Below are 19,848 nucleotides of genomic sequence, written 5' to 3'. Positions count from 1 at the left end.
CGGTCGCGGCGTCGTGGCCGCCTGCTTCGTCCTGCGTGGTGCGGCGCCCTCAGTCGCGGGCGGCGCGGGCCTCCCGGGCCCGGTCCTCCTGGGCCCGCCGTGCGACGGACGCGATGAGGGCGATCAGCGGCTGGGCCGTGTCCTCGGGGACGTCGGCCAGCGCGCGGGCGGCGTAGGCGACGACGCCGAGCTCGGGGTCCACGCCGGCGACCGTGCCGGTCCCGCGCAGTCGCGCGAGGTCCTGGTCCTGGCGTTCCACCGCGCATTCCAGCAGGTCCCGGTGGATCTGCTGGAGGACCCGGTCCAGGGCCTCCGCCGGCTCGGCCACCAGGAACTCGATCCGCTCGCCGAAGAAGGCCGCGATGCCGGCGGCGTGGTCGAGGTTCGGCGCCCGGCCCGTCCTGATCATCTTGTCCAGCCACTGTGCACTGGTCCCCGCGCCGGCCGCGATCTCCGCGAGGGAGCTGATCCGCCTGCTGCCGTCCGGGCCGGTACGCAGGCGGGTGCGGCGCAGGAAGAGTCCTCTCGACCACGCACCGGTGCCGGGCCTCCACCGCGTCGGCCCCGGTGGCCGGGAAACCCACGGGTTCTCCGCGCAGCAGCGCCGCCACCTCCTCGGCCGGCACTCCCGAGGCGTGGGACAGGCCGCCCTCACCGTCGATGCGCAGGACCAGGTCGCGGTCCAGCCCCATCCGGTCGAGCAGGACGTCGATGCGCCGCACGGTCTCGGTCAGGTTCCGGGCGGTGCCTCCGTCACAACAGCTCCCGCGGTGTTCGATGCGTTGGTCCGCCACGTTTGGCGGGCCCGCCCGCGCGGGCGGCCTGGGGGCGGCGGTCCCGCAAGACCAACAACCGCAGCCGGTCCGTCATCACCCGTACGGCGGCCACCGGGTGGCCGGTCAGGGGGCGGTGGCCGCCCGGCGGACGGCTTCCAGGGCGCGGGCGACGTCGGCATCGGTGGTGGACCAGTTGCTGACGGAGATGCGCAGGACGCGGCGGCCGTGCCAGGTGGAGCCGCTGATCCAGGTGGTGCCGTCGGCGAGGAGGCGGTCGATGACCAGGTCGGTGCGCGCGTCGGTGCCGAAGTGGGCGCAGACCTGGGTGAACACGACGTCGTGGAGGATCGTGGCGCCCTCGATGCCGGCGATGCCCTCGGCGAAGGCTGCGGCGTGCCGGCAGAGGCGGTCGACCAGGTCGCCGACGCCGGACCGGCCGAGGGACCGGAGCGCGGCCCAGACGGTGAACGCCCTTCCGCGGCGCGAGAGTTCAGGGACCTTGTCGATCGGGTCGCCCTCTTCGTGGTGGATGAGGTATTCGCCGTGCAGTCCCATGGCGGCCCGCAGCGCGGCCGGGTCGCGGACGACGGCGAGGCCGCAGTCGTAGGGGACGTTCAGGGTCTTGTGGGCGTCCGTGGCCCAGGAGTCGGCGTCCGCGCAGCCCGCCATGAGGGGTGCGTACTCCGGCGACGCCGCCGCCCAGAGACCGAAGGCGCCGTCCACGTGCACCCAGGCGCCTGCCTCGCGGGAGGCCTGCACGGCCTCGGGGAAGGGGTCGAAGGCGCCGGAGTGGATGTCGCCGGCCTGCAGGACCACGATCGCGGGTACCGGTCGGCCGGCGCCCGCCGCGGCGAGGGCCTCGCGGAGCACGTCGGGCCGGATCCGTCCCTGGTCGTCGGCGGGCACGAGGCCCGGACGGCCGAGGCCCAGGTAGCGCAGGGCCAGGTCGACGGCCATGTGCCGGTCCTCGCCGGCGAGTACGTGGACGCGCGGGGCGCCGCTCAGCCCGTCCCGGTCGGTGTCCCAGCCGGCGCGCCCGAGCACGGCGTCGCGGGCGGCGGCGAGGCAGGTGAAGTTGGCCATGGTGGCGCCGGTGGTGAAGCCGACGGCGCTCCCGCCGGGCAGACCGAGCAGATCGAGCACCCAGGCGCCGGCGATGTCCTCCGCGGCCGCGTACGCGGGGCTGACGGCGCGCATGACGCTGTTCTGGTCCCAGGCGCTGACCAGCCAGTCCGCGGCGAGGGCGGCGGGTTCGGTGCCGCCGACCACGAAACCGTAGAAGCGGCCGCTGGGGAAGGCGGTGAGGCCCGGCTCGCAGGCGGTGGCCAGCAGGTCGACCACGGCGGCGGGGGTGCCGGGGCCGTCGGGCAGTTCGGGGCCGAGCGCGCGCACGATCTCGTCGACCGAGGCGCGGGCGGGTACCGGGCGGTCGGACAGGCTCGCCAGCCAGCGGACGGCGTGGCCGTACGCCTGTTGGAGCGCCGCCTCGCGCGCGTCCATACTTCGGAGTCTGGGCCGGTACCGGCGGCCGCGCAAGCGGCGGTTGCGGGCGACGCCCCCGGCATCCCCGCGACGGTCACGGCCACGGGCCCGCCGGGGCGGAGAGGGTCCGACGGGTCCGGCGGGGTCCGGCGGGCATCACGGTGCCTCCGGGCGGCACGGCGACGGCCGGCGCGTGGCGGCAGGCGGTGGCAGCCGGCGCGTGGCCGGGCGGGCGCGTACCCGATGCCCCCGCCCGCCCCCTTACCGGTCCTCGTCGCCCCAGTCGTCGTCCTCGTCCGGGTCCTGGTGGACGTAGGGCAGGGGCTCCGCCACCCAGCCGGCGGCGAGGACCAGCCGGGAGGTGCGGTGGACGGCGAGGAAACCGAAAGGCCGGTCGATGGTGACGCCGATCCGGCGGACCCGGTACGGGGGCAGGGTGGCCGCGCAGCCCACCGCCGCGAAGAACGCGGTGGCGGCGGACGCCTCGAAGCCCTCTGCGTGGAACCGCGCCATGGCGGACTGCCTGCCCCGGTTGAGGGCCAGCGGGACGGCGCTGATGCCGGGGAAGTGGCCGGCACTGCTGTCGGAGGCGGTCTGCAGGCCGAACAGGCGCGCCCGCTCCATGAGGTCGTGGTCACCCTCGACCTCGAAGGCCACCGTCTCGACGGCGAGCCGCGGCTCCCGGCTGTACGAGCGCTGCGTGCCGACCTCCAGCCCCGGTCCGGGCGCACCCTCGGGCAGGGCGTGGCCGTCGACCGACGCGACGGCCCGCGTCACCGCGTCGACACCGCCGCGCAGTACGCGGCCGGGCGCGGCACCGGGTTCGCCCAGCACGAGGTGGACGTCCACGCCGCCGTCGCCGACCACTTCCAGCACGGTGACCCGGCCGCCGGTCGTGCCGGCGACGCGGACCCGGTCCAGGAGGGAGGTCGTGCGACGCAGGCACAGGAACTCCCGGCCGGCCCAGGGACCTTCGTACGCCTCACCGGGTCCGGCCGTGAACGGCTGGATCCAGCGCAGGCGCAGGGCGAGCGCCGAGGCCAGCACCAGCAGGGTCGACGCGTCGACCCGCGCGGGCATGCGGTCGATCCGGCCGCCGGTGTTCTCGGCGGCCCACGCGTCGAGCGCCACGCGGTCCTTCTCGGGGTCGCCGGTGAGGGTGCCGCGGATCCCTTCGGGGAGCTTGGCGGTCCATGCCGGATCCAGCGGCAGGTCCTGGTGCGCCCAGAGGCCGGTCGCGGCGTCCAGGCCCCGGATGCGGCCCAGGGCGCCGAGCAGTTCGACGGCCGCGGCGGCGGCGCGCTCCGGGGGGAGCCCGAGTGCCCCGGCCAGCTCCTCGCGCGCCGGGCCGCCCGCACCGTCCGCGAGCTGCGCGAGCAGCGGCCAGACGCCGGCCGCCGTCAGGACGGTGCTCTCGGCACCGTCCACCGCGGTCTCCACCCAGCGGCCGGTCAGCCGGTTCACCGCACGTATCGTCGAATCCCTCATGCCGGGAGGGTATGCGGCCGCGGGCGGGCCGCCCTTCGAATTTCTCCCGCCGGGCCTGCGGGGCCGCGGCCGTTCGGCCGGGCGGCGCGGGAATACCCCGTGATCCGGCGGGGGTTGGCGGGGAGGAAAGCACGGATCACCAACCCGCCCGCGGGCGGACGGGGCCACGACGGCACCGGCGCCCGGCGGGTGACCGAGAGCGGAGCACACCTGACCATGGACACGATCCCGACCGCCGGCCGCTCGTTCCTCTTCGTCCTCGGCAGCTCCCGGCCCGGAGGCAACACCGAGACCCTGGCCCGGGCGGCCGCGGAGCAGCTGCCCGCCGGTGTCGCCCGGCGGTGGGTGGACCTGTCGCGGATGCCGCTGCCGGACTTCCAGGACGGGCGCCACGACGACGACAGCTGGACCGCCGGCGAACACGAGGAGGCCCTGCGGCGCGCCACGCTGGAGGCCACCGACGTCGTGATCGCCTCGCCCCTGTACTGGTACAGCCTGTCCGCGCAGGCCAAGCGCTACCTCGACTACTGGTCGGGCTGGCTGTCCGTACCCGGCTCGGACTTCAAGGAGCGCGTGGCCGGCCGGACCCTGTGGGGCGTGACGGCGATGGCCGACCGCGACGAGGCCCGGGCCGAGCCGCTGGTCGCCTCGCTGGAGCACACCGCGGCGTACCTCGGCATGCGGTTCGGCGGGGTGCTGCTCGGCAACGGCTCCCGGCCCGGCCAGATACGGGACGACGAACGGGCGATGGTCCGCGCGAAGACCTTCTTCGCCCGCGAGGCCCTGCCGGCGGCGTTCCCGGCCGCGTCCTCCTGAGCGGATCGCCATCACACCGCGGTCGGTCAACTCCCCTGTCTGCTGGCCTGGTTCGCGCCATAATCGAGACGCTTCGCCATCCGCCGACCAGCGACCGCGGGAGCCCCATGGACGCCACGCTGACCGTAACGAGCACCGATCCCCGCGAGGGCGAGGAATCCACCGCTTCCCTGCTCATGTGGCTGTCCCGGGACTCGGAGGTACGCCGGCACTGCCGGCCCGTACCGGTGCACGCGCCGCCCGAGCCCGGAGCCATGGGGTCCGCCCTGGAGGAGATCAGCCTGATCATCGGGAACGTCACGGCACTCGGCAGCCTGACGTTGGCGGTCGCGGCGTGGCGGCATGGCCGCCGGTCCCGGCAGCCGGCGCCGACCGTGCGGATCAGCCGGGGCGACACCACCGTCGTCATCGACGGGGCGTCACCCCGACAGGTGACCGAGATCGCCCGCTCCCTGGGGATCCCGGACGCCACGGTTTCGGCCGCCACCCCGCCGGAGCCCGGCCATACCGGCGACCCCACTCCCGTCCCGGACAGCAGCACCTAGCCGGGCCGGGCCCCACGTGGCCGTGCTCCCGGACCCGGCGCGCTCACGCTGCCTGCTGGTCGGGGTCTCCCGCCACGCGTCGGACGACCTGGCGGACCTGCCCGCGGTCGAGAACAACCTCGAAGCGTTGCGAGCGGCCCTGACGGACCCGGAGGTGTGGGGTCTGGCTGCGGAGCACTGCGTCGTCCTGCGCCCCGCCGTCGCCGGGGAGGTGATCGACCGGATCCACTCCCTCACGCAGGAGGCCGAGGACACCTTCGTCCTGTACTTCGCGGGGCACGGCCTCGTCGACTCGGCCGGCGACGACGGCCTGCAGCTGGCGATGCCCCAGTCCACCAGGCACCGGTCGCACTGGTCGCTCCTCTACAAGGCGGTGGTCAAGGCCCTCAAGGACAACGAGTCCAGGGCCGAGCGCAACATCGTGATCCTGGACTGCTGCTACAGCGGGACGGCGACGTCAGAGCCGATGGGGGTCAGGCGGCCGCGGCCCGAAGAGCCGCCCGTGGACGGCATCTTCCTGCTCACCGCGACCAAGCGCCACGAGCGGGCGACCTCGCCCGCCGGGCAGCTGCTGACGGACTTCACCGACGAACTCCTGTCCGTCCTGTCGGAGGGGCTTCCCGAGGGGCCCCCGTTGCTCGACCTGGACACCCTGCACCGCGAGCTGTACGGCAGGATGGCCCGACGCAACGGGACCCACCCCGATCTGGCGGCCACCCGGAGCAGCGCCGCGCGTCTCGCCCTGGCGCGCAACAGGGCGTACCGGGAACCGCCCGACGGGCCGGCCACCGGCCGGACCCGACCGCGCCCGCGCAGGCGGGTCGCCGCCCTGGCGGTGGCGGCCGTGGTGGCGGTCTCCGCAGTGACCGTGGCGCTCCTCGACCCGTTCGGCGGCGGCGGGAGTTCGGCGTCCCCACCCTCCGTCGGGGGCCTGCTCCGGGGCACCGGGAGCGCCTTCACCGGGAACGTCGAGCTGTCGTCGGAAGGCCGGACCGACTGGGTCCAGTGGGGGTACCTGTCCCAGGACGAAGACGCCACGGGCGAGTTCGCCGGCGGCCGGGAGGCGAAGGCGGAGTGCGCCCACCTGAACGTCTACTGCGTGACCCGCAAGGCGGACGCCTTCGTCATCGGAGACTTCACCGCGCTGGGCACCGAGGAACCGACGCGGCTGTACGCGGGCCGGCAGCCCGTGACCTTCTCGTGGACCGGCGGCACCTCCCCGCACCAGGCGGCGCGCAACGTCCGTTCGGTGGTGTACCAGGGCGGGCCCGGCGCGGGCTTCCGCATCCTCGTCCCCTCGAAGAGCACGACCCGGGTGTTCCGCCTGTACGTCGGCTACCGCCAGGGCGCGGTGCGCTTCACGGCCGCGCTCGGCAAGGACGCCCGCCCCGCCTACCGCGACCACGCCGACACCGCGTCAGGACCCCAGAACAAGAACTACTACCGGGTCTACGAAATCACCTTCCGCACCCCCGAGCCCGCACTCCTGGACGTGAACATCACCCTCGACCGCAACCACGGCGGCGGCAACGTCACCCTGCTGGCGGCAACCCTCGCCTGACCGCCCTCCCCGACACCACCGGAGGTGCACTGCGCGTCACATGTGACCGGTTCCGGGGGCGTTGGGAAGCCGCGGGAGTCGTGGCGGTTGCCCGGCAGCGGCCGGCCGACCACCACGACCAGGCGGGCGCCCGCGTCGATGACGAGCCGGCGGGCGGTGGAACCCGCCCGAGGATCCACCGCTGACCGTGCAGACCCTTCCCGGATCAAGGAACGTCGACGACCACGGACTGTGACGCAGGGACACCGACTGCGAGCGAGGACAGGACCCTGTGACTCCTGGTGTCGATCATGGTGAACGTACCGGCGCCCGCACAGGTGGCGAAGAGGCGCTTCTGGTCCGGTGAGAGCGAGACCCCGATCGGGCTGCACCCGATGTCGATGGCGTCGGTGACCCGGTTGGTCTCGGCATCGATCACGCCGACCGTGGTGTCCCCGTTGTTGGCTGTGTAGACCAAGTTGTGCCTGGAGGAGAAGGCCACGCCGACGGGATTGGCCAGGCCGTGGATGACGGTCTTGACCGTGTTGGTCTTGGTGTCGATCACGGACACGGAGGAGCCGCCCGCCGAGGGCCTGCCGTTGTTCGTCACGAAGCCGATGTGCCGCGCGTCCCAGAGCGCCACGGCGCGGGGCCGGGGAAAACGGTCGGGGTCCTCGGGGTCGCCGATCTCGATCGTCTTGACCTTGCGCTCCTTCGGGTCGATGACCGACACCGAACCGCTCTGGTCGTTGGCCGCGTACACGCGCTTGCCGTCAGCCGAGACGGACACCCCCCGAGGACTGGTCCCGACCGGGATGTCATCGCCTTCGCGGGTGTTCGTCCGCAGGTCAAGCACGGAAACGGAGTTGTTGGTCGAGTTCGCGGTGTAGGCGTACTTGCCGTCACGTGAGACGGCGATGCCGACTGGAGTGGTACCGGGCGCCAGTCGGATCGTGGCCACCGGGGTATCGTTGCTCGTCTTGAAGACGTGGACGACGCTCTTCGCGAAGTCCGGCACGTACACCAGCTTGCCGTTGGGGGAGGCTGCCACACCGATGGCGCTGCTCTCCTCCTGAAGATGGATGCGTGCATCCAGGTCGAGGCTCCGGCGCTCGGCCTGGACCACGGCGACGTTGTTCCCCTGCGTGACGAACGCGAAAGTGCCCCGGCGCGGGTCCTGCGACGTCGCCGACCCCGGCGAGGTGGCGAGCACGACGGTCAGCGCCGCAACCGGCACCACACCGAACCTCGCCCAGCGGGCCAGGCGACCGGCCCGGCTCGCACGGGCAGTGGTCATGGTCGTGGGGGCATGTCCCGACGCCCCGGAAGGCATGGCCATGTGGGCTGTCTCCTCTGGTCTGCACTCAGGCGACATGATGCATTGCGCACGCAAACGCCTTCTACCGTGGTCAAGGTAACCGGCGTCACACGGGAAGCCCTGGCAACACCACAGGTGACAGCGAGGGTTAGCACGAACAGCGGTGCTGTCACGTTGAACCGGCCCGGGGTCCGGTGGAGATCAGATAGTGGGACTGTCGCATACCGGGGGCGGGGGTGGGATGATCTTCGAGTTGCCTGTCCGGCGAGGGGCCTGACGCGCGTCGTCCGTGGTGTCGTCGTACGCAAATCACCGCCATCCGGTAGGGATCATCGCGCACTCTGTGTGGCTGTGCTTCCGCTTCCCGCTCAGGCGGTGGCCGGGCAGGTTTTCATTACAGGCCCCCACCATCGAACAGCGCACCCGGCTGGACGGCCAGGAGCCCCCTCGCGCGGAGCTGCGCCGCCTGCGGGAGGAACTCGACGAGGACCAGCAGGCCTTCCGAACCCCGCCGGGACCTGTCGGCGGACGGAACCTAGTCGCCGGTCGTGCCGTCGAGCATCTCCCGCAGGATGTCCAGGTGGCCGTTGTGGCGGGCAGTCTCCTCGGTGAGGTGGAGGAGGATCCAGCGCAGGTCGACGTGGAGACCGTCGCGGACGGCTCGCCTGGCCCGGTCGTCCAGTCCGCTCTCCGCAACCAGTTCGCGGTAGCGGGCGCTCTGTCCGGCGTACTCGTCGAGCAGCTGGGACAGCGGGAAGTCGACGGCGATGCGCATCTCGCGGTCGGGGTCCTCCTCGGTCCAGGGGCCCTCGTCCTCCTCGCCGAGGAAGACCACCTGGAACCAGTAGTACTCGACCCAGCGGAGGTGGTTGATCACTCCGCTCATCGTCATCAGCGGTGAGCCCGGCAGGAGGGCCTTGCGGGCGTTCTCCGCGGAGACGCCGTCGCACTTGGCACGGGCGGTGTCACGGGTGTAGTCGAGGAACGTGGTGAGCTGGGTGCGCTCGTCCCACGCGGGCGGCGTGTCGTCTGTTCTGGTCATCGGGCGAAGCGTCCCCGACCACCGCGACCGGTGTCCAGGCGTTTTTCGGCGGCCCGAGCTGCTCCCCCGGGGCTCTCACCGGCGGAGGGCCACGGGGATCCGGCGTCGACGGCCGCCCGGCGTGGTCCGCCGGACAAGCTCCGGACGGGTTTCAGTCCGGGAGGTGGCCGGTGTCCGGGTCGATCTGGGCGAGGAAGTCGCGGGCGGACTGCTCCAGTTGGGCCGGGGTGAGGGAATCGGCGCCGTGGACCGCGGTCGTGAAGCCGTAGCCCTCGTTCGGGCCCGAGTCCCAGGCGAAGTCGTAGACACCGCGCGCGTCCTCGCGCTCGGTGACGGTGAAGCGTTCCCCGTCCACGACCAGCTGCATGCCCGGCTCTCCCCCTCGCTGCACCGCACGGCCGTTCCGTCGGCGTTGTCGGACCCATGATGGAGCATGGCGGTCGGGCGTGTGCTGGAGGGGTCGGCCGGGCGGTGTCAGGGGGTGGGCCGTGATGCGGCGGAGGGTGTGGGTGTGGGCGCTCGTCGTCTGGGGGGTGCTCGTGGCCGCCGGCGGTGTCGCCACGCTGTATCTGGGCGGGGCCGACGGCGGGGCCGCGCCGCAGAGGGCCTGGGAGCGGTCGGCGACGCCGTCCGCCCCGCCGACGCTGGATCCCGGCGCGTGCGCACCTCACGGTGCGGACCCGTTGAGGTCCCGGGTCATCTGCGCCGAGGCGCGGGAGTGACGGGGGAATGCGGCTGAAATGCACGGCACACCTGATCACTTGGGGTGGCAGCATGGTGGGTTCACGACGGTGGCCGGCGGGTGCCGGCGGAGGAGAGGGGTGGGGGCGCCGATGAGCGGTTTCCGCAAGGGTCCGGCGAAGGTCGAGGTCGCGCTGAAGTGGGATCCCGCGCCGGCCGGGCGGCCGCCGCACGACCTCGACCTGGTGGCGGCCACGTACGCGGCCGATGACCCGCACGGCGAGCCGGTGTACGTCGTGCACTTCGGCAGCCGGTCGCCCGACGGCACGATCACCCTCGACCGCGACAGCCGCACCGGCCAGGGCTTCGGCTTCGACGAGGTGATGACCGTCGAACTCGACCGGATCCGGCCCGAGCTGGGCCGCGTCGTGGTCGGCGTGTCCGTGCAGGACCAGGGCGGCCGGGTGACCTTCGGCGAGATAGCCAACGCCGGGTTCCGGATCCGCGAGGGGCACACCGTGCTGGCCGAAGGCGGCTTCGCCGAGGTGGGCGACTGCCCGGCCGTGCTGGTCGCCGAGTTCGTGCGGGACGGGGCCGGCGCCTGGACCTTCGTACCGGGGCTGCGCGGCTCGCAGTCCGGACCCGCGGAGTTCGTACGGGCCATGGGCGCGCTCCGCACCCGCTGACGGGGCCCGGGCCCCGGGTTCAGCCCAGGGTGGCGAGGGTGGGGCCGTCCGGGCGGACCGTGATCCCGAACACCGTTCCGGCCGGGGTGGCACGGAAGCGCGGCCGGTGGGCCGGCAGCAGGTGCTCCAGCAGTGCCGTGGCCTCGCGCAGCGCGAACTGCAGGCCCAGGCACGCCCGGGGGCCGATGCCGAAGGGCAGGTGGCTGCCGGGCTCGGACGGGCGGCGGCCCGGCGTGGTGAACCGTGCCGGGTCGAAGCGCTCAGGGTCGGGCCACAACTCCGGGACGCGGTGGATGAGGTACGGGCAGACCAGGACGTCGGTGCCGGCCGGCACCGTGTGCCCGGCGAGCAGGCCGTCCTCGACCGCGTGGCGCGGCAGGATCCAGGCGGCCGGGTACAGGCGCAGTGCCTCGTGGACGAGCGCGCCGAGGGCCTGACGGCGCTCCGGTGTGCCCTCGCCGCCCGCGGCGAGGGCCTCCTCCCGTGCCTCCGGGTGGCGGTCCAGCAGCAGGTACAGCCAGGTCAGGGTGGTGGCCGTGGTCTCGTGGCCGGCCACCAGCAGGGTGACCAGCTCGTCCCTGAGCAGGTCGTCGGTGTACTCGGCGTACTCCCCCGCCGCGTCGAGCAGCACGTGCAGCAGCCCCGGGCCGTCCGGTCCGGCCTCGCCCCGGCGGGCGGCCCCGATCGCATGCCGGGCGACGGCGTCGATCCTGGCCAGCTCGGCGGCCACCGCCGCCCCCGGGGCACCGGCGGGCAGGGTGGGGAGGGCGCCCATCACGGCGGACACGGCGGCCAGTTCGCGCTCGGTGTGCGGGTCGAGGGGGTGGCCCGTCAGGGACCGCCAGATGGTGTCCAGGGCGAAGCGCCGCATCTCGTCGCCCAGGTCGAACTCCTCGCCGGTCCGCGCGTACGCCGCCCAGCGCCCCGCAGCCGTACGGGCGGCCGCCTCGATCCGGTCCTCGTAGCGCCGCATCCCCTTGCCGGTGAACTGGCCCTGGAGCACCCGCCGCTGCCTGCGCCAGGCGTCGCCGGTGGCGGCGAGCACGCCGTCGCCGACGAGCAGGCGGGCGCGGTGCGAGCGCTTGACGTACCGGTCCGGGTGCAGGGCGAGCACCTGCTGGGCGGCCCTGGGGTCGGTGACGAGCACCGTGGGGTCCGGGCCGAGGCGGAACGCGGCGACGCCGCCCAGGAGTTCACGCGTCCGGGTGAGCAGGTCCACCAGTTCCCCGCCGTCCGCGCGCCAGCTCGCGACGAGCGCGGGGCCGGCTTCGGGCACCGGCACCCCGTCCCCGGCCGGCGGGGAGGGCACGGGCGACGAGGGGGCCGGGACGGGGCCTGACTCGGCGTGGGTGGCCACGGGGCTGCTCCTGGGGCGGGGTGGGGTGGTCGGCTCCGGCGGCGGGCGCGGCGCCACGGACCGGGGCCTGGGCCGGGCACGGGCACGGGCACGACCGACTGTACGGGAGTGCGTGCGGTGGGTGAAAGGGCGCATCGCGCCGTCCGGCCGACCCTGGCCGCGCCCTCACTCCCCGATGCCGTCCAAGGCTCAACTGTCGCTTTTTGAAGCAGTTCTGAGGATCCGTCGATTACGAGCGAGTCGCGTGCCCATGTCATGATTCCGCTGCCGCATTACTTCCCAGTAGGAATCTTGGCGGCATCCACCCCCCTCATCCTCGAACCGCGGAGGACGCCCCCGTGCGCAGGCCCGCCAGGACCATCCTCGTCCCGTTACTGACCTCCCTCGCCCTCGCCGCCACCGGCTGCTCGGCCGCCGGCACGGCCCCCGAGGCCGCTCCCGCCACCCCGGTGGCGGCCGTCGCCCCCACCCCCGCGGCCGGCAACGAGCAGCTCGCCGTCGCCGAGGCGCCGCGCGGCACGCCGACGGCCGTGGCCCGCCCCGACGCCAAGGGCGGCTCGGCCGCGGCCCGCGGCGCCAAGCGCAGCCCCCTGAAGGTGGCGTCGTACGACAAGCGCACCCGACGCGCCGTCATATCCGGTCCGTCGAAGCCCGTTCCGCCACCGAGGGCCACACCCGGCGCATCGGACGCCACGCAGCCCGGCGCGACGGCCGGCCCGTCCGCCGGGCCCTCCGCCGAGCCCTCGGCCGGGAGCACCCCCGTACGGGCCGGCGACGTGATCGCCAGCCCGCCCGCCCCCGGCGCGCCGGACGGCCTCCTCGCCGAGGTCACCGAGGTCGTACGGACCACCGGCCGCGGCACGGAGGTCGTCACCCGGCCCGCAGCCCTCAGCGCGCTCCTCGGCGACGACAAGGCCGCAGGCCAGGTGCCGGTCGACCCGTCCACCATCGGCGTCGAACCCCTCGTGGACGGCGTGAAGTTCTCCTGGACCGGTCCCGACGGGGTCCACGTCGGGCCCAGCGGCGCGAAGGTGCCCGTGGGCCGGCTCCGGCTCGACGTCGGTGCCGCGCTCGCGACCGCGGAGGGCGCGCCCGTGTCGGCCGCCGCCTCCGTCTCGGGCTTCGTGGAGCTGGCTCCGGAGGTGGAGTTCTCGTACGACGGCGGCGCGCTCGGCGCGCTGGGCCGGTCCGGCCCCGGCACGGCCTTCCTCGGCATGAGCGGCGACTGGTCCGCGCAGTGGGCCGTCAAGGGCCGGGCGGCCGCCACCGCCACCCAGCGGATCCCCTTCGCCAAGCTGCACGCCGACCCCGTCATCCAGGTCGGACCGGTGCCCGTGGTCGTCAACCTCGACCTGACCGTGTACCTGCTGCTGGAGGCCGACGGCCGGATCACCCTCGACGTGCGCCAGGACGTCAAGGGCGACTTCCGCGTCGGCGGCAGCTACGCCCGCGGGCAGGGCTGGACCCCGGTCAGCAGCTCCGACGTCACCAGCACACCGGTGACGGCCACGGTCACGGCGGCCGGCCGGGCGAAGGCCGCGCTGGGCGCCGAGGCGTCCGTCGGCCTGTACGGGATGGCCGGCGTCGGCGCGGACTTCGCGCCGTACCTCCGCGCCGGCGCCGAGGCCACCGGCACCGCGTCCACGGACGGCACCGCGACGCTGACCGGCTCCTGGTCGGTGCACGGCGGGTTCGACCTGAGCGGACACCTCCAGCTCCAGCTCTCGGTCTTCGGCACTCCCGTCTTCCGGAAGCGGATCCCGCTGGGCTCGCTGAACCGTGAGTGGCCCCTCGCCTCCGGCCACGGCAAGACGTCGGCCTGAGTGCGTGCGGGGCCGGCCGGACCCCGGTCCGGCCGGCCCCGCACATCCGCGGCCCCGCACGTCCGCGGCCGCGCACCTCCGCGGCCCTGCGCGCCCGCGTTCCCGCACGTCCGCGGCCCCGCGCGGCCGGTCTCGCGACCACCGGTCCGCGACCCTCGTCAGAGGACGGCGATCCCCAACGGCCGCTCCCCCGCCGGGAGGCGGCGGGTCGCGCCGCTCGCGAGGTCGACGACGGTGATGCCGTCCCAGTGGCCGTCCCGCGTGAACCCGCCGGTGACGTACGCGGTCCGGGCGTCGCGGGACACCGCCACCGACTCGTGCGGCCCGTCCAGGGGGACGACGCGCTCGCGGCCGTCGGACGCCCGGAGCGTGAGCGAGGCGTCCGCGTCCTCCTCCGGGTCGATCGGACCGGTGCCGACGACCAGCAGGGTGCCGTCCGCTGCGACGGCGACGCCGTGCTGGTGCGTGTCGGCCGTCATCGGCTCCACCGTCGACTTCCCTGTCCGCGGGTCCAGTACGACCAGCCGCTCGCCCTCGAAGGGCAGCAGCAGCCTGCCGTCCGAGGGCCGTACGGCGGCGTAGTGCGGCTTCAGCCAGGAGCCGAGCCCGCCCTCGGTGCCGTACGGGGCCACCTCGATGCGGCGGGGGCGGAGCGAGCCGGCGTCCACCACGGTCACGTCGAAGGAGTCGTGCCCGGTGGCGTACACCTCACGGCCGTCGGCGGAGACGTCCACATCGAAGGGCCGCCGCCCGACCGGGACGGTGTCCGTGACCTCCAGGCGGGCGGTGTCGACCACCTCCAGGACGCCGTTGCGGCCGGGGACGTTCACGCCGACGTAGGCACGGCCGCCGTCCGGCGACAGCGCGATCCCCATGCCTCCGCCGCGGTACTCCCCCGTGTCCGGGCGGCCGGTGGCGGTGCGGTACGGGACGAGGGCCTGCCGGGTGCGCGTACGGGTGTCGACGACGGCGACGCCCTCGGCCGTCGCCACCCAGGCCCGCCCGTCCGCGCCGAGGGCCAGGCCGTACGGGGCCGTGCCGGCCCGTACCGAGCCGGTGGCGCCGCGCACCGGGTCCACGAAGGTGACGGTGTCGGCGCCGAAGTCGGCGACCAGCAGGGTGCCGGGGGCCGGCGGCGCGGCGGGGGCGGCCACGGCACGCGTCGGCGCCGGGGTTGTGGCGCCCTCCGCCCCGTCGGCGCGCGTACAGGCGGCGAGCACCGCCGCCGCGGCCAGGACGGGGAGCAGCAGGACGCGGGCGGGGCGGCGGGGCCTCACCGGCCGGCTCCGGCCGTGGCGTCGGCGGCGGCCGCGGTGAGCAGGCGGGCGTCGTGTGCGTTCATGGTGGTCGTCCCCGTGCGGTCGATGGGCGGCGGCGCGCCGTGGGCGCGCGGTCCGGGCGGGTGCCCGCAGCAACCATCGTCGGCTCCGGCGCTGCCCGGGAGGCTCCCCGGACCGGCTGGCGCCCGTGCGCGGCACGGTGGACGCGGGGGTCATCCGATCGGCTGACCCGCCCGGCCCCTTCCGGCCGCCCGGCCCCTTCCCGCCGGCCGTTCCCACCCGTCGGGCTCCCCCGGCCGCCCGCTCAGCGGCTGCGCGGCGGCGCGGTGGCCTTCAGCTTGGCCCAGACGGTGTTCAGGGCGTCGATGTCCGACCGTTCGAGGCGGCCGTCGAAGGCCTCTGCCAGTGCCTGGCGACGGGTGGCGTCGGCCTCCGCGAAGGCCTTGCGGCCCTCGGCGGTGAGGGCGATGCCGACCGAGCGGGCGTCGGTGACGGAGGGGACGCGCTCGATGAGGCCGCGGGCCTGGAGGGCGTCGAGGACGCGGGAGACCTGGCTGCGGCTGAGCAGGGTCCTGGCGCCGAGCGAGGAGGGTGCGATCGGGGCCGTCTGGGCGTTGAGCCAGAGCATGACCTCGAACCAGGAGAGCGGCAGGTCGTGGGCGCGGGTGAGCGCCTGGTCCACTCGGGTGGTGAGTGTCGTGCCCGCCCAGACCAGGCCGTAGAAGGCGTGGTCCCGGTCGGAGAGTTCTCCCAGGGTGATGTCCTCGCGGCTCATGATCCCCAGTTTACCGGCTTGCGTGCACGTGCACACAAACCTAAGATGTGTGCGTGTGCACGCAAGTAGCAATTGCTTGCGGTATGTGCCTGTCTGCCTGCCATTGATGCACACCGAATCCAGAAGGAGTCCCCCATGACCCGCACCCCCGACAGCACCGACAAGGTCGTTCTGATCACCGGCGCCTCCTCCGGCATCGGCCTGGCCACCGCGGTGGCCGCGGCGCAGGCCGGCTGGCGGACCGTCGCCACCATGCGCGACCCGGGCAAGGCCACCGCGCTGCGCGAGGCCGCCGAGGCGGCGGGCGTCGCCGACCGGGTCGACGTGAAGCGCCTCGACGTGGTGGACACCGACACCGTGACCGCTTGCGTCAACGCGGTGATCGCCGAGTACGGGCGGCTGGACGCGGTGGTCAACAACGCCGGGGCGGGCCGCGTCGGCACCCTGGAGCAGGCCTCCCTCGGCGACGTACGCGCCACGATGGAGGTGAACTTCTTCGGCGTGATCAACGTCAGCCACGCCGCGCTGCCGCACCTGAGGGCCGGCGGCGGCCGCCTGATCACCGTCACCAGCGTGGGCGGCGTGGTCGGCCAGCCCTTCAACGAGGCCTACTGCGCCGCCAAGTTCGCGGTCGAGGGGTTCATGGAGTCGCTCGCGCCGGTCGCGGCGACCGTCGGCGTGGACGTCACCGTGGTCGAGCCCGGCGCGGTGGCCAGCGAGTTCGTCAACAACATCGGCGTCGACGTGCCGGAGATGCTGAAGGCCGCCGGCCCGTACGCCCCCGCACTGGAGGCGTACATCAACCGCACAATGCAGACCTTCGCCGGTGCCCAGACCTCGGCCGAGGCGGCCGCGCCGGTCATCGAGGCACTCACCGCCGAGCGGCCCGCCTTCCGCGTCCAGACCTCCGACTGGGCCCGCGAGTTCGTCTCCGGCAAGCTCGCCGACCTGGACGGCTCGACGGTCGTCGGCATGACGCGGGGTTGGGTGGCCTGACCGCCGGGGAGCCATCACCCGGCGGCGGCGCGGGCCGCCGCCGCGAAGGGTGACGGGAGGGCCGTGGACGAGGACCGGCGGCACCGGTGGGCCATCGGCGGCCGCGAGTACGAGCGGAGCGAGCGCCGGCGCGGGCGTCGGTTCGCGTACGAGGAGCTGTGCCCGGAGCGGACCGCGCTCGTGGTGGTCGACGTGGTCCGGTTCTTCGTGACGGGCAGCGCGTACGCGGCCTCGGTGGTGCCGCGGATGCGGGAGCTCGCCGACGCCATGCGGGCGGCCGGCGGGACCGTCGCGTGGGTGCTGCCGGCCGTCGCGGCGCGGCCGGACCCGTGGGCGGTCGAGTTCTACGGGGCCGAGGCGGCCGAGGCGTACCGGCGGTCCGGCGGCACCGGCCCGCCCGGGGAGCGGCTGGCCCCGGGGCTGGTGCCCGGGCCCGGCGACGCCGTGGTGGAGAAGAGCGCGCCCTCCGCGTTCTTCCCGGGGCGCTGCCCGCTGCCCGGCGTGCTGGCGGAGCGCGGGGTGGACACGGTCGTGGTCTGCGGGCTGGTCACCGACGTGTGCGTGGCCGCCACGGTGCGGGACGCGGCGACGCTCGGCCACCGGGCGGTGCTCGTCGCCGACGCCTGCGCGACCCGCAGCGATGCCGCGCACAACGCCGTACTGGAGACGGTCTACCGCAGCTTCGGCGACGTCCGGTCGACGGCCGGGGTGGTGGCGCTGCTGTCGCGCGGGGCCGCGGGGAAGGTGTAGTGCCAGCCCTCCTGCCACCGGAAGGGCGCGTCCACCAGGTCCTCGATCGCGCAGCCGCCGAGCAGGCACTGGAGTGCCCAGCGGTTGGCCGAGTGGGCGATGAGCAGGACGCGCTGCCCGTCGTGGCGCGCGTGGAGGTCGACGAGGAGACCGGCCGTGGCCTCGATGACCTGCCGGTAGCCCTGGCCGCCGCCGGGGAAGGGGGTGTCGATGTGCCGGGCCCGGACGGCGGCCACCTCCGCGACGGGGCGGCCGTTGAGCTCGCCGTAGTCGCGCTCCCGGAGCCGCGGGTCCTGGCGGAGGGGGATGCCGGTGTCCGCGAACGCGATCCGCGCGGTCTCGACCGCCCGGTGCAGGTCGGAGGAGTACACGGCGGCGAGGCCGTCGTCGCGGCGCCGCTCGCCCAGCCGGGCGGCGAGGCGGCGGCCGCGCTCGGAGAGGCGGCCCGGGAGCCGGCCGGTGGCGATGCCGCGCTCGTTGTCCTCCGTGATCGAGTGGGTCTCGTAGACGATCTCGACGGCCATGACGTCTCCCCCCGGTGGTCGCGGGCCGGGCGCCCATCGTCCCGCGCCGGGCGGTCCCGGGCCAGACCGCCTCACGACGGCCCCGCCAGGACGGCCCGCCTCGTGACGGGCCACGGCAACGGGCCACGGCAACGGGGCGCCTCGGGAGGTGCCGCGCCGGTCAGCGGCTCCGGGTCAGGGTGCCGGGCGCGCCGGCCGACTGGGCCCCTTCCGATTCGAGCTTCACACGGTCGGGTGCGCTCAGGGTCACCACGTACAGGTTGCCCTTGGGGCAGGTGAGCGGGGCGGTGCTGTCGGTGGGATGGCTGGTGGCGGCCAGGAGGAACACGGTGTCGCCGCGGACCTGGCGGAGTTCGAGCGCCTCCGTGCAGCCCAGGTTCCGGCCGGTGCCGATCTCCTCCAGGTTGCTGACCTGACGCCCCACCACTTCGCCCACCGCGCCGCCCTGGAGGGTGACCGTGACCTCGAACTGCCGTGTCCGGGCCCGGGTCAGGCCGTCCGCCTTCGGCGTGCCGGGGCCGACCCCGGTCCAGGTGCCGACCCAGGACGCCGGGAGGGAGGCCGCAGCCCCCGGAGCCGCCACGGAGGGGGTGGGAGACGTGCCGCCCCTCCCGCCCTTCGCCCCCTTGGCGCCGTCGTCGTCGTCCCCGCCGCGCCAGGGGAGGGTGACGGCCAGCGTCACCGCCACCGCGAGTGCGGCGGCGCCTGCCACGGCTGCGATCACCCGGCCCCGGGAGGACGGGGTCCGGGTCCCCGCCGGGATGCCGGGAACGGGCGGGGTTGCGGGCCCACCGGGGCCGGTGGGCGTCGCGACAGGACCGGACGGCGGCGTGCCGGGTACGGGAGTGGGTGCGGGCGTACCGGGAGCCACGGGCACACCGCCAGCGGAAGCCGCCGGCGCGCCGGCAGCGGGAGCAGGGCCGGGGCCGGGCGGCGGCATACCGGGCGCCGTCGGTGTCGGCGCCGCGGCACCCTCGGCGCCCGGCCCGTCGGCCAGGGTCTCCGCGGCCCCCGCCTCCGCGGCCCGTTGCAGCGGCTCCGTGAGCAGGTGCCCCAGCTCCTGCGCCCGGCGCGCGGCCTCCGCAGCCAGCGGGGCCGGAACCGCCGCGGCCCACGCCCCCTCGGCCGCCGGACCGCCCAGCCGCGCGCACACCTCCTCGGCGGTGGGCCGGTCCTCCGGCGCCTTGGCGAGGCAGTCCCGTAGCAGGGGCAGCAGGGTGTCCGGCACTCCCATGAGCCCGGGCTCGTCGTGCACGACGCGGTACAGCAGGGCCGGCAGGCTCGGTTCCTCGGCGTCGGCCAGGAAGGGCCCCCGGCCGGTGGCCGCGTACACCAGCACCGCGGCCAGCGAGAACACGTCCGCCGGCGCCCCCGCGACCTCCCCGGTGGCCTGCTCCGGCGCGAGGTAGCCCGGCGTGCCGAGGACCGTGCCCGTGCGGGTGCGGCGGGGGTCCTGTACGGCGCGGGCGATGCCGAAGTCGATGAGGTACGGGCGCTCCGGGCCCAGCAGCACGTTCCCGGGCTTGATGTCCCGGTGCACGACGCCGACCGCCCGTACGGCGATCAGCGCCGCGGCCAGTTCGCGGGCCAGCGCGTGGACGACGGGCCCGGCGAGGGGCCCGTGCCGGCCCACCCAGTCGCCCAGCGAGGGTGCGGCCACGTACTCCGTGGCCAGCCACTGCGGTGCCGCGCCCGGCGGGCTGAAGTCGACCACCGAGACCGTCCACGGGGAGCGCACCCGGTCGTTGGTGCGTATCTCCCGGGCGAACGCTCGGCGAAGCCGGGCTCCCGGCTCAGGTCCCGGTGCACGGTCTTCAGCGCCAGGGGCCGGCCGGAGTGCGTCCTGGCCAGGAACACCTCGCCCATGCCGCCCGCGCCGAGCCGCGCCAGCAGGCGGTAACCGCCGACCTCCGACGGGTCGCCGGGTTCCAGAGACTCCACCAACTCCCCCTGCCCCCACACTTCTTGC

19 protein-coding genes and 1 pseudogene are annotated in these 19,848 nt (G+C 74.9%); 8 read left to right on the top strand and 12 right to left on the bottom strand.

The window, feature by feature from the left end; genetic code table 11:
- Positions 1–49 precede the first annotated feature (49 nt).
- The 3 genes from ACIF6F_RS08000 to ACIF6F_RS07990 all read right to left on the bottom strand — a co-directional run bounded on the left by ACIF6F_RS08000 (position 50) and on the right by ACIF6F_RS07990 (position 3,746).
- Positions 50–409 (bottom strand): hypothetical protein, encoded by a 360-nt coding sequence (locus ACIF6F_RS08000; protein WP_399942860.1) that lies wholly within the window; start codon positions 407–409, stop codon positions 50–52.
- Between the two features lie 490 nt (positions 410–899).
- On the bottom strand, positions 900–2,276 hold the full coding sequence (locus ACIF6F_RS07995; protein ID WP_399942857.1) for a pyridoxal phosphate-dependent decarboxylase family protein: 1,377 nt from the start codon (positions 2,274–2,276) through the stop codon (positions 900–902).
- A 243-nt stretch (positions 2,277–2,519) separates the two neighbouring features.
- On the bottom strand, positions 2,520–3,746 hold the full coding sequence (locus ACIF6F_RS07990; protein WP_399942854.1) for a serpin family protein: 1,227 nt from the start codon (positions 3,744–3,746) through the stop codon (positions 2,520–2,522).
- A 216-nt stretch (positions 3,747–3,962) separates the two neighbouring features.
- On the opposite strand from ACIF6F_RS07990, the gene ACIF6F_RS07985 reads away from it, so the two are divergent.
- The 3 genes from ACIF6F_RS07985 to ACIF6F_RS07975 all read left to right on the top strand — a co-directional run bounded on the left by ACIF6F_RS07985 (position 3,963) and on the right by ACIF6F_RS07975 (position 6,668).
- A complete protein-coding gene (locus ACIF6F_RS07985) occupies positions 3,963–4,562 on the top strand; it encodes a flavodoxin family protein (protein ID WP_399942852.1) in 600 nt (199 codons plus the stop codon).
- Between the two features lie 107 nt (positions 4,563–4,669).
- Complete coding sequence (locus ACIF6F_RS07980; protein ID WP_399942850.1) at positions 4,670–5,107, top strand: hypothetical protein; 438 nt, start codon at positions 4,670–4,672, stop codon at positions 5,105–5,107.
- A 16-nt stretch (positions 5,108–5,123) separates the two neighbouring features.
- Positions 5,124–6,668, top strand: a complete 1,545-nt coding sequence (locus tag ACIF6F_RS07975; protein ID WP_399942847.1) for a caspase family protein — start codon at positions 5,124–5,126, stop codon at positions 6,666–6,668.
- A gap of 65 nt (positions 6,669–6,733) precedes the next feature.
- On the opposite strand, the pseudogene ACIF6F_RS07970 reads toward ACIF6F_RS07975, so the two are convergent.
- The 4 genes and pseudogenes from ACIF6F_RS07970 to ACIF6F_RS07955 form a co-directional block, all read right to left on the bottom strand.
- Positions 6,734–6,829 (bottom strand): annotated as a pseudogene (locus ACIF6F_RS07970) (IS5/IS1182 family transposase); the annotation flags it as partial.
- Positions 6,830–6,873: 44 nt separating this feature from the next.
- Positions 6,874–7,944, bottom strand: coding sequence for a beta-propeller fold lactonase family protein (locus tag ACIF6F_RS07965; RefSeq protein ID WP_399942844.1), 1,071 nt, complete (start codon positions 7,942–7,944; stop codon positions 6,874–6,876).
- A 556-nt stretch (positions 7,945–8,500) separates the two neighbouring features.
- Entirely contained in the window at positions 8,501–9,007 is a 507-nt protein-coding gene (locus ACIF6F_RS07960; protein WP_399942841.1) for a DinB family protein, read from the bottom strand.
- A gap of 151 nt (positions 9,008–9,158) precedes the next feature.
- Positions 9,159–9,374: a hypothetical protein gene (locus ACIF6F_RS07955; RefSeq protein WP_399942838.1), complete on the bottom strand. Its 216-nt coding sequence runs from the start codon at positions 9,372–9,374 to the stop codon at positions 9,159–9,161.
- A 124-nt stretch (positions 9,375–9,498) separates the two neighbouring features.
- Between ACIF6F_RS07955 and ACIF6F_RS07950 the strand changes: the two genes are divergently transcribed.
- Together ACIF6F_RS07950 and ACIF6F_RS07945 are read left to right on the top strand one after the other, a co-directional pair.
- A complete protein-coding gene (locus ACIF6F_RS07950) occupies positions 9,499–9,729 on the top strand; it encodes a hypothetical protein (protein ID WP_399942835.1) in 231 nt (76 codons plus the stop codon).
- A gap of 111 nt (positions 9,730–9,840) precedes the next feature.
- Positions 9,841–10,374 carry a TerD family protein gene (locus tag ACIF6F_RS07945; RefSeq protein WP_399942833.1) on the top strand — a complete coding sequence of 178 codons (534 nt, stop codon included), beginning with the start codon at positions 9,841–9,843 and terminating at the stop codon, positions 10,372–10,374.
- Positions 10,375–10,393: 19 nt separating this feature from the next.
- On the opposite strand, the gene ACIF6F_RS07940 is transcribed toward ACIF6F_RS07945, so the two are convergent.
- The gene (locus ACIF6F_RS07940) at positions 10,394–11,683 is read right to left on the bottom strand and encodes a cytochrome P450 (protein ID WP_399943463.1); all 1,290 of its coding nucleotides are present in this window, start codon (positions 11,681–11,683) and stop codon (positions 10,394–10,396) included.
- A gap of 386 nt (positions 11,684–12,069) precedes the next feature.
- Between ACIF6F_RS07940 and ACIF6F_RS07935 the strand changes: the two genes are divergently transcribed.
- Complete coding sequence (locus ACIF6F_RS07935; RefSeq protein ID WP_399942830.1) at positions 12,070–13,554, top strand: hypothetical protein; 1,485 nt, start codon at positions 12,070–12,072, stop codon at positions 13,552–13,554.
- A 158-nt stretch (positions 13,555–13,712) separates the two neighbouring features.
- On the opposite strand, the gene ACIF6F_RS07930 is transcribed toward ACIF6F_RS07935, so the two are convergent.
- Together ACIF6F_RS07930 and ACIF6F_RS07925 are read right to left on the bottom strand one after the other, a co-directional pair.
- A complete protein-coding gene (locus ACIF6F_RS07930; RefSeq protein ID WP_399942827.1) occupies positions 13,713–14,831 on the bottom strand; it encodes a hypothetical protein in 1,119 nt (372 codons plus the stop codon).
- A gap of 307 nt (positions 14,832–15,138) precedes the next feature.
- On the bottom strand, positions 15,139–15,609 hold the full coding sequence (locus tag ACIF6F_RS07925) for a MarR family winged helix-turn-helix transcriptional regulator (protein ID WP_399942824.1): 471 nt from the start codon (positions 15,607–15,609) through the stop codon (positions 15,139–15,141).
- A gap of 135 nt (positions 15,610–15,744) precedes the next feature.
- On the opposite strand from ACIF6F_RS07925, the gene ACIF6F_RS07920 reads away from it, so the two are divergent.
- Positions 15,745–16,605: an SDR family oxidoreductase gene (locus ACIF6F_RS07920; protein WP_399942821.1), complete on the top strand. Its 861-nt coding sequence runs from the start codon at positions 15,745–15,747 to the stop codon at positions 16,603–16,605.
- Between the two features lie 63 nt (positions 16,606–16,668).
- Positions 16,669–17,355, top strand: coding sequence for a cysteine hydrolase family protein (locus ACIF6F_RS07915; RefSeq protein ID WP_399942818.1), 687 nt, complete (start codon positions 16,669–16,671; stop codon positions 17,353–17,355).
- Here ACIF6F_RS07915 and ACIF6F_RS07910 read toward each other — a convergent pair.
- Both ACIF6F_RS07910 and ACIF6F_RS07905 read right to left on the bottom strand, forming a co-directional pair.
- Positions 17,277–17,879, bottom strand: a complete 603-nt coding sequence (locus ACIF6F_RS07910) for a histidine phosphatase family protein (protein ID WP_399942816.1) — start codon at positions 17,877–17,879, stop codon at positions 17,277–17,279. The two genes, ACIF6F_RS07915 and ACIF6F_RS07910, sit on opposite strands and share 79 nt — an antisense overlap.
- Positions 17,880–18,039: 160 nt before the next feature.
- Positions 18,040–19,839: a protein kinase gene (locus ACIF6F_RS07905; protein WP_399942812.1), complete on the bottom strand. Its 1,800-nt coding sequence runs from the start codon at positions 19,837–19,839 to the stop codon at positions 18,040–18,042.
- Positions 19,840–19,848 lie beyond the last annotated feature (9 nt).

The organism is Streptomyces sp. NPDC086023, from assembly GCF_044540325.1.
GTDB lineage: Bacteria > Actinomycetota > Actinomycetes > Streptomycetales > Streptomycetaceae > Streptomyces.
This window is presented reverse-complemented; position numbering and strand designations above follow the sequence as displayed.

Bases quoted from the DNA above. Each gene is read 5' to 3' on its own strand.
- ACIF6F_RS07955 (WP_399942838.1), bottom strand. From the start codon at position 9,374: ATGCAGCTGGTCGTGGACGGGGAACGCTTCACCGTCACCGAGCGCGAG.
- ACIF6F_RS07990 (WP_399942854.1), bottom strand. From the start codon at position 3,746: ATGAGGGATTCGACGATACGTGCGGTGAACCGGCTGACCGGCCGCTGG.
- ACIF6F_RS07980 (WP_399942850.1), top strand. From the start codon at position 4,670: ATGGACGCCACGCTGACCGTAACGAGCACCGATCCCCGCGAGGGCGAG.
- ACIF6F_RS07910 (WP_399942816.1), bottom strand. From the start codon at position 17,879: ATGGCCGTCGAGATCGTCTACGAGACCCACTCGATCACGGAGGACAAC.
- ACIF6F_RS07985 (WP_399942852.1), top strand. From the start codon at position 3,963: ATGGACACGATCCCGACCGCCGGCCGCTCGTTCCTCTTCGTCCTCGGC.
- ACIF6F_RS07965 (WP_399942844.1), bottom strand. From the start codon at position 7,944: ATGACCACTGCCCGTGCGAGCCGGGCCGGTCGCCTGGCCCGCTGGGCG.
- ACIF6F_RS07925 (WP_399942824.1), bottom strand. From the start codon at position 15,609: ATGAGCCGCGAGGACATCACCCTGGGAGAACTCTCCGACCGGGACCAC.
- ACIF6F_RS07950 (WP_399942835.1), top strand. From the start codon at position 9,499: ATGCGGCGGAGGGTGTGGGTGTGGGCGCTCGTCGTCTGGGGGGTGCTC.
- ACIF6F_RS07920 (WP_399942821.1), top strand. From the start codon at position 15,745: ATGACCCGCACCCCCGACAGCACCGACAAGGTCGTTCTGATCACCGGC.
- ACIF6F_RS07945 (WP_399942833.1), top strand. From the start codon at position 9,841: ATGAGCGGTTTCCGCAAGGGTCCGGCGAAGGTCGAGGTCGCGCTGAAG.
- ACIF6F_RS07995 (WP_399942857.1), bottom strand. From the start codon at position 2,276: ATGGACGCGCGCGAGGCGGCGCTCCAACAGGCGTACGGCCACGCCGTC.
- ACIF6F_RS07960 (WP_399942841.1), bottom strand. From the start codon at position 9,007: ATGACCAGAACAGACGACACGCCGCCCGCGTGGGACGAGCGCACCCAG.
- ACIF6F_RS08000 (WP_399942860.1), bottom strand. From the start codon at position 409: ATGATCAGGACGGGCCGGGCGCCGAACCTCGACCACGCCGCCGGCATC.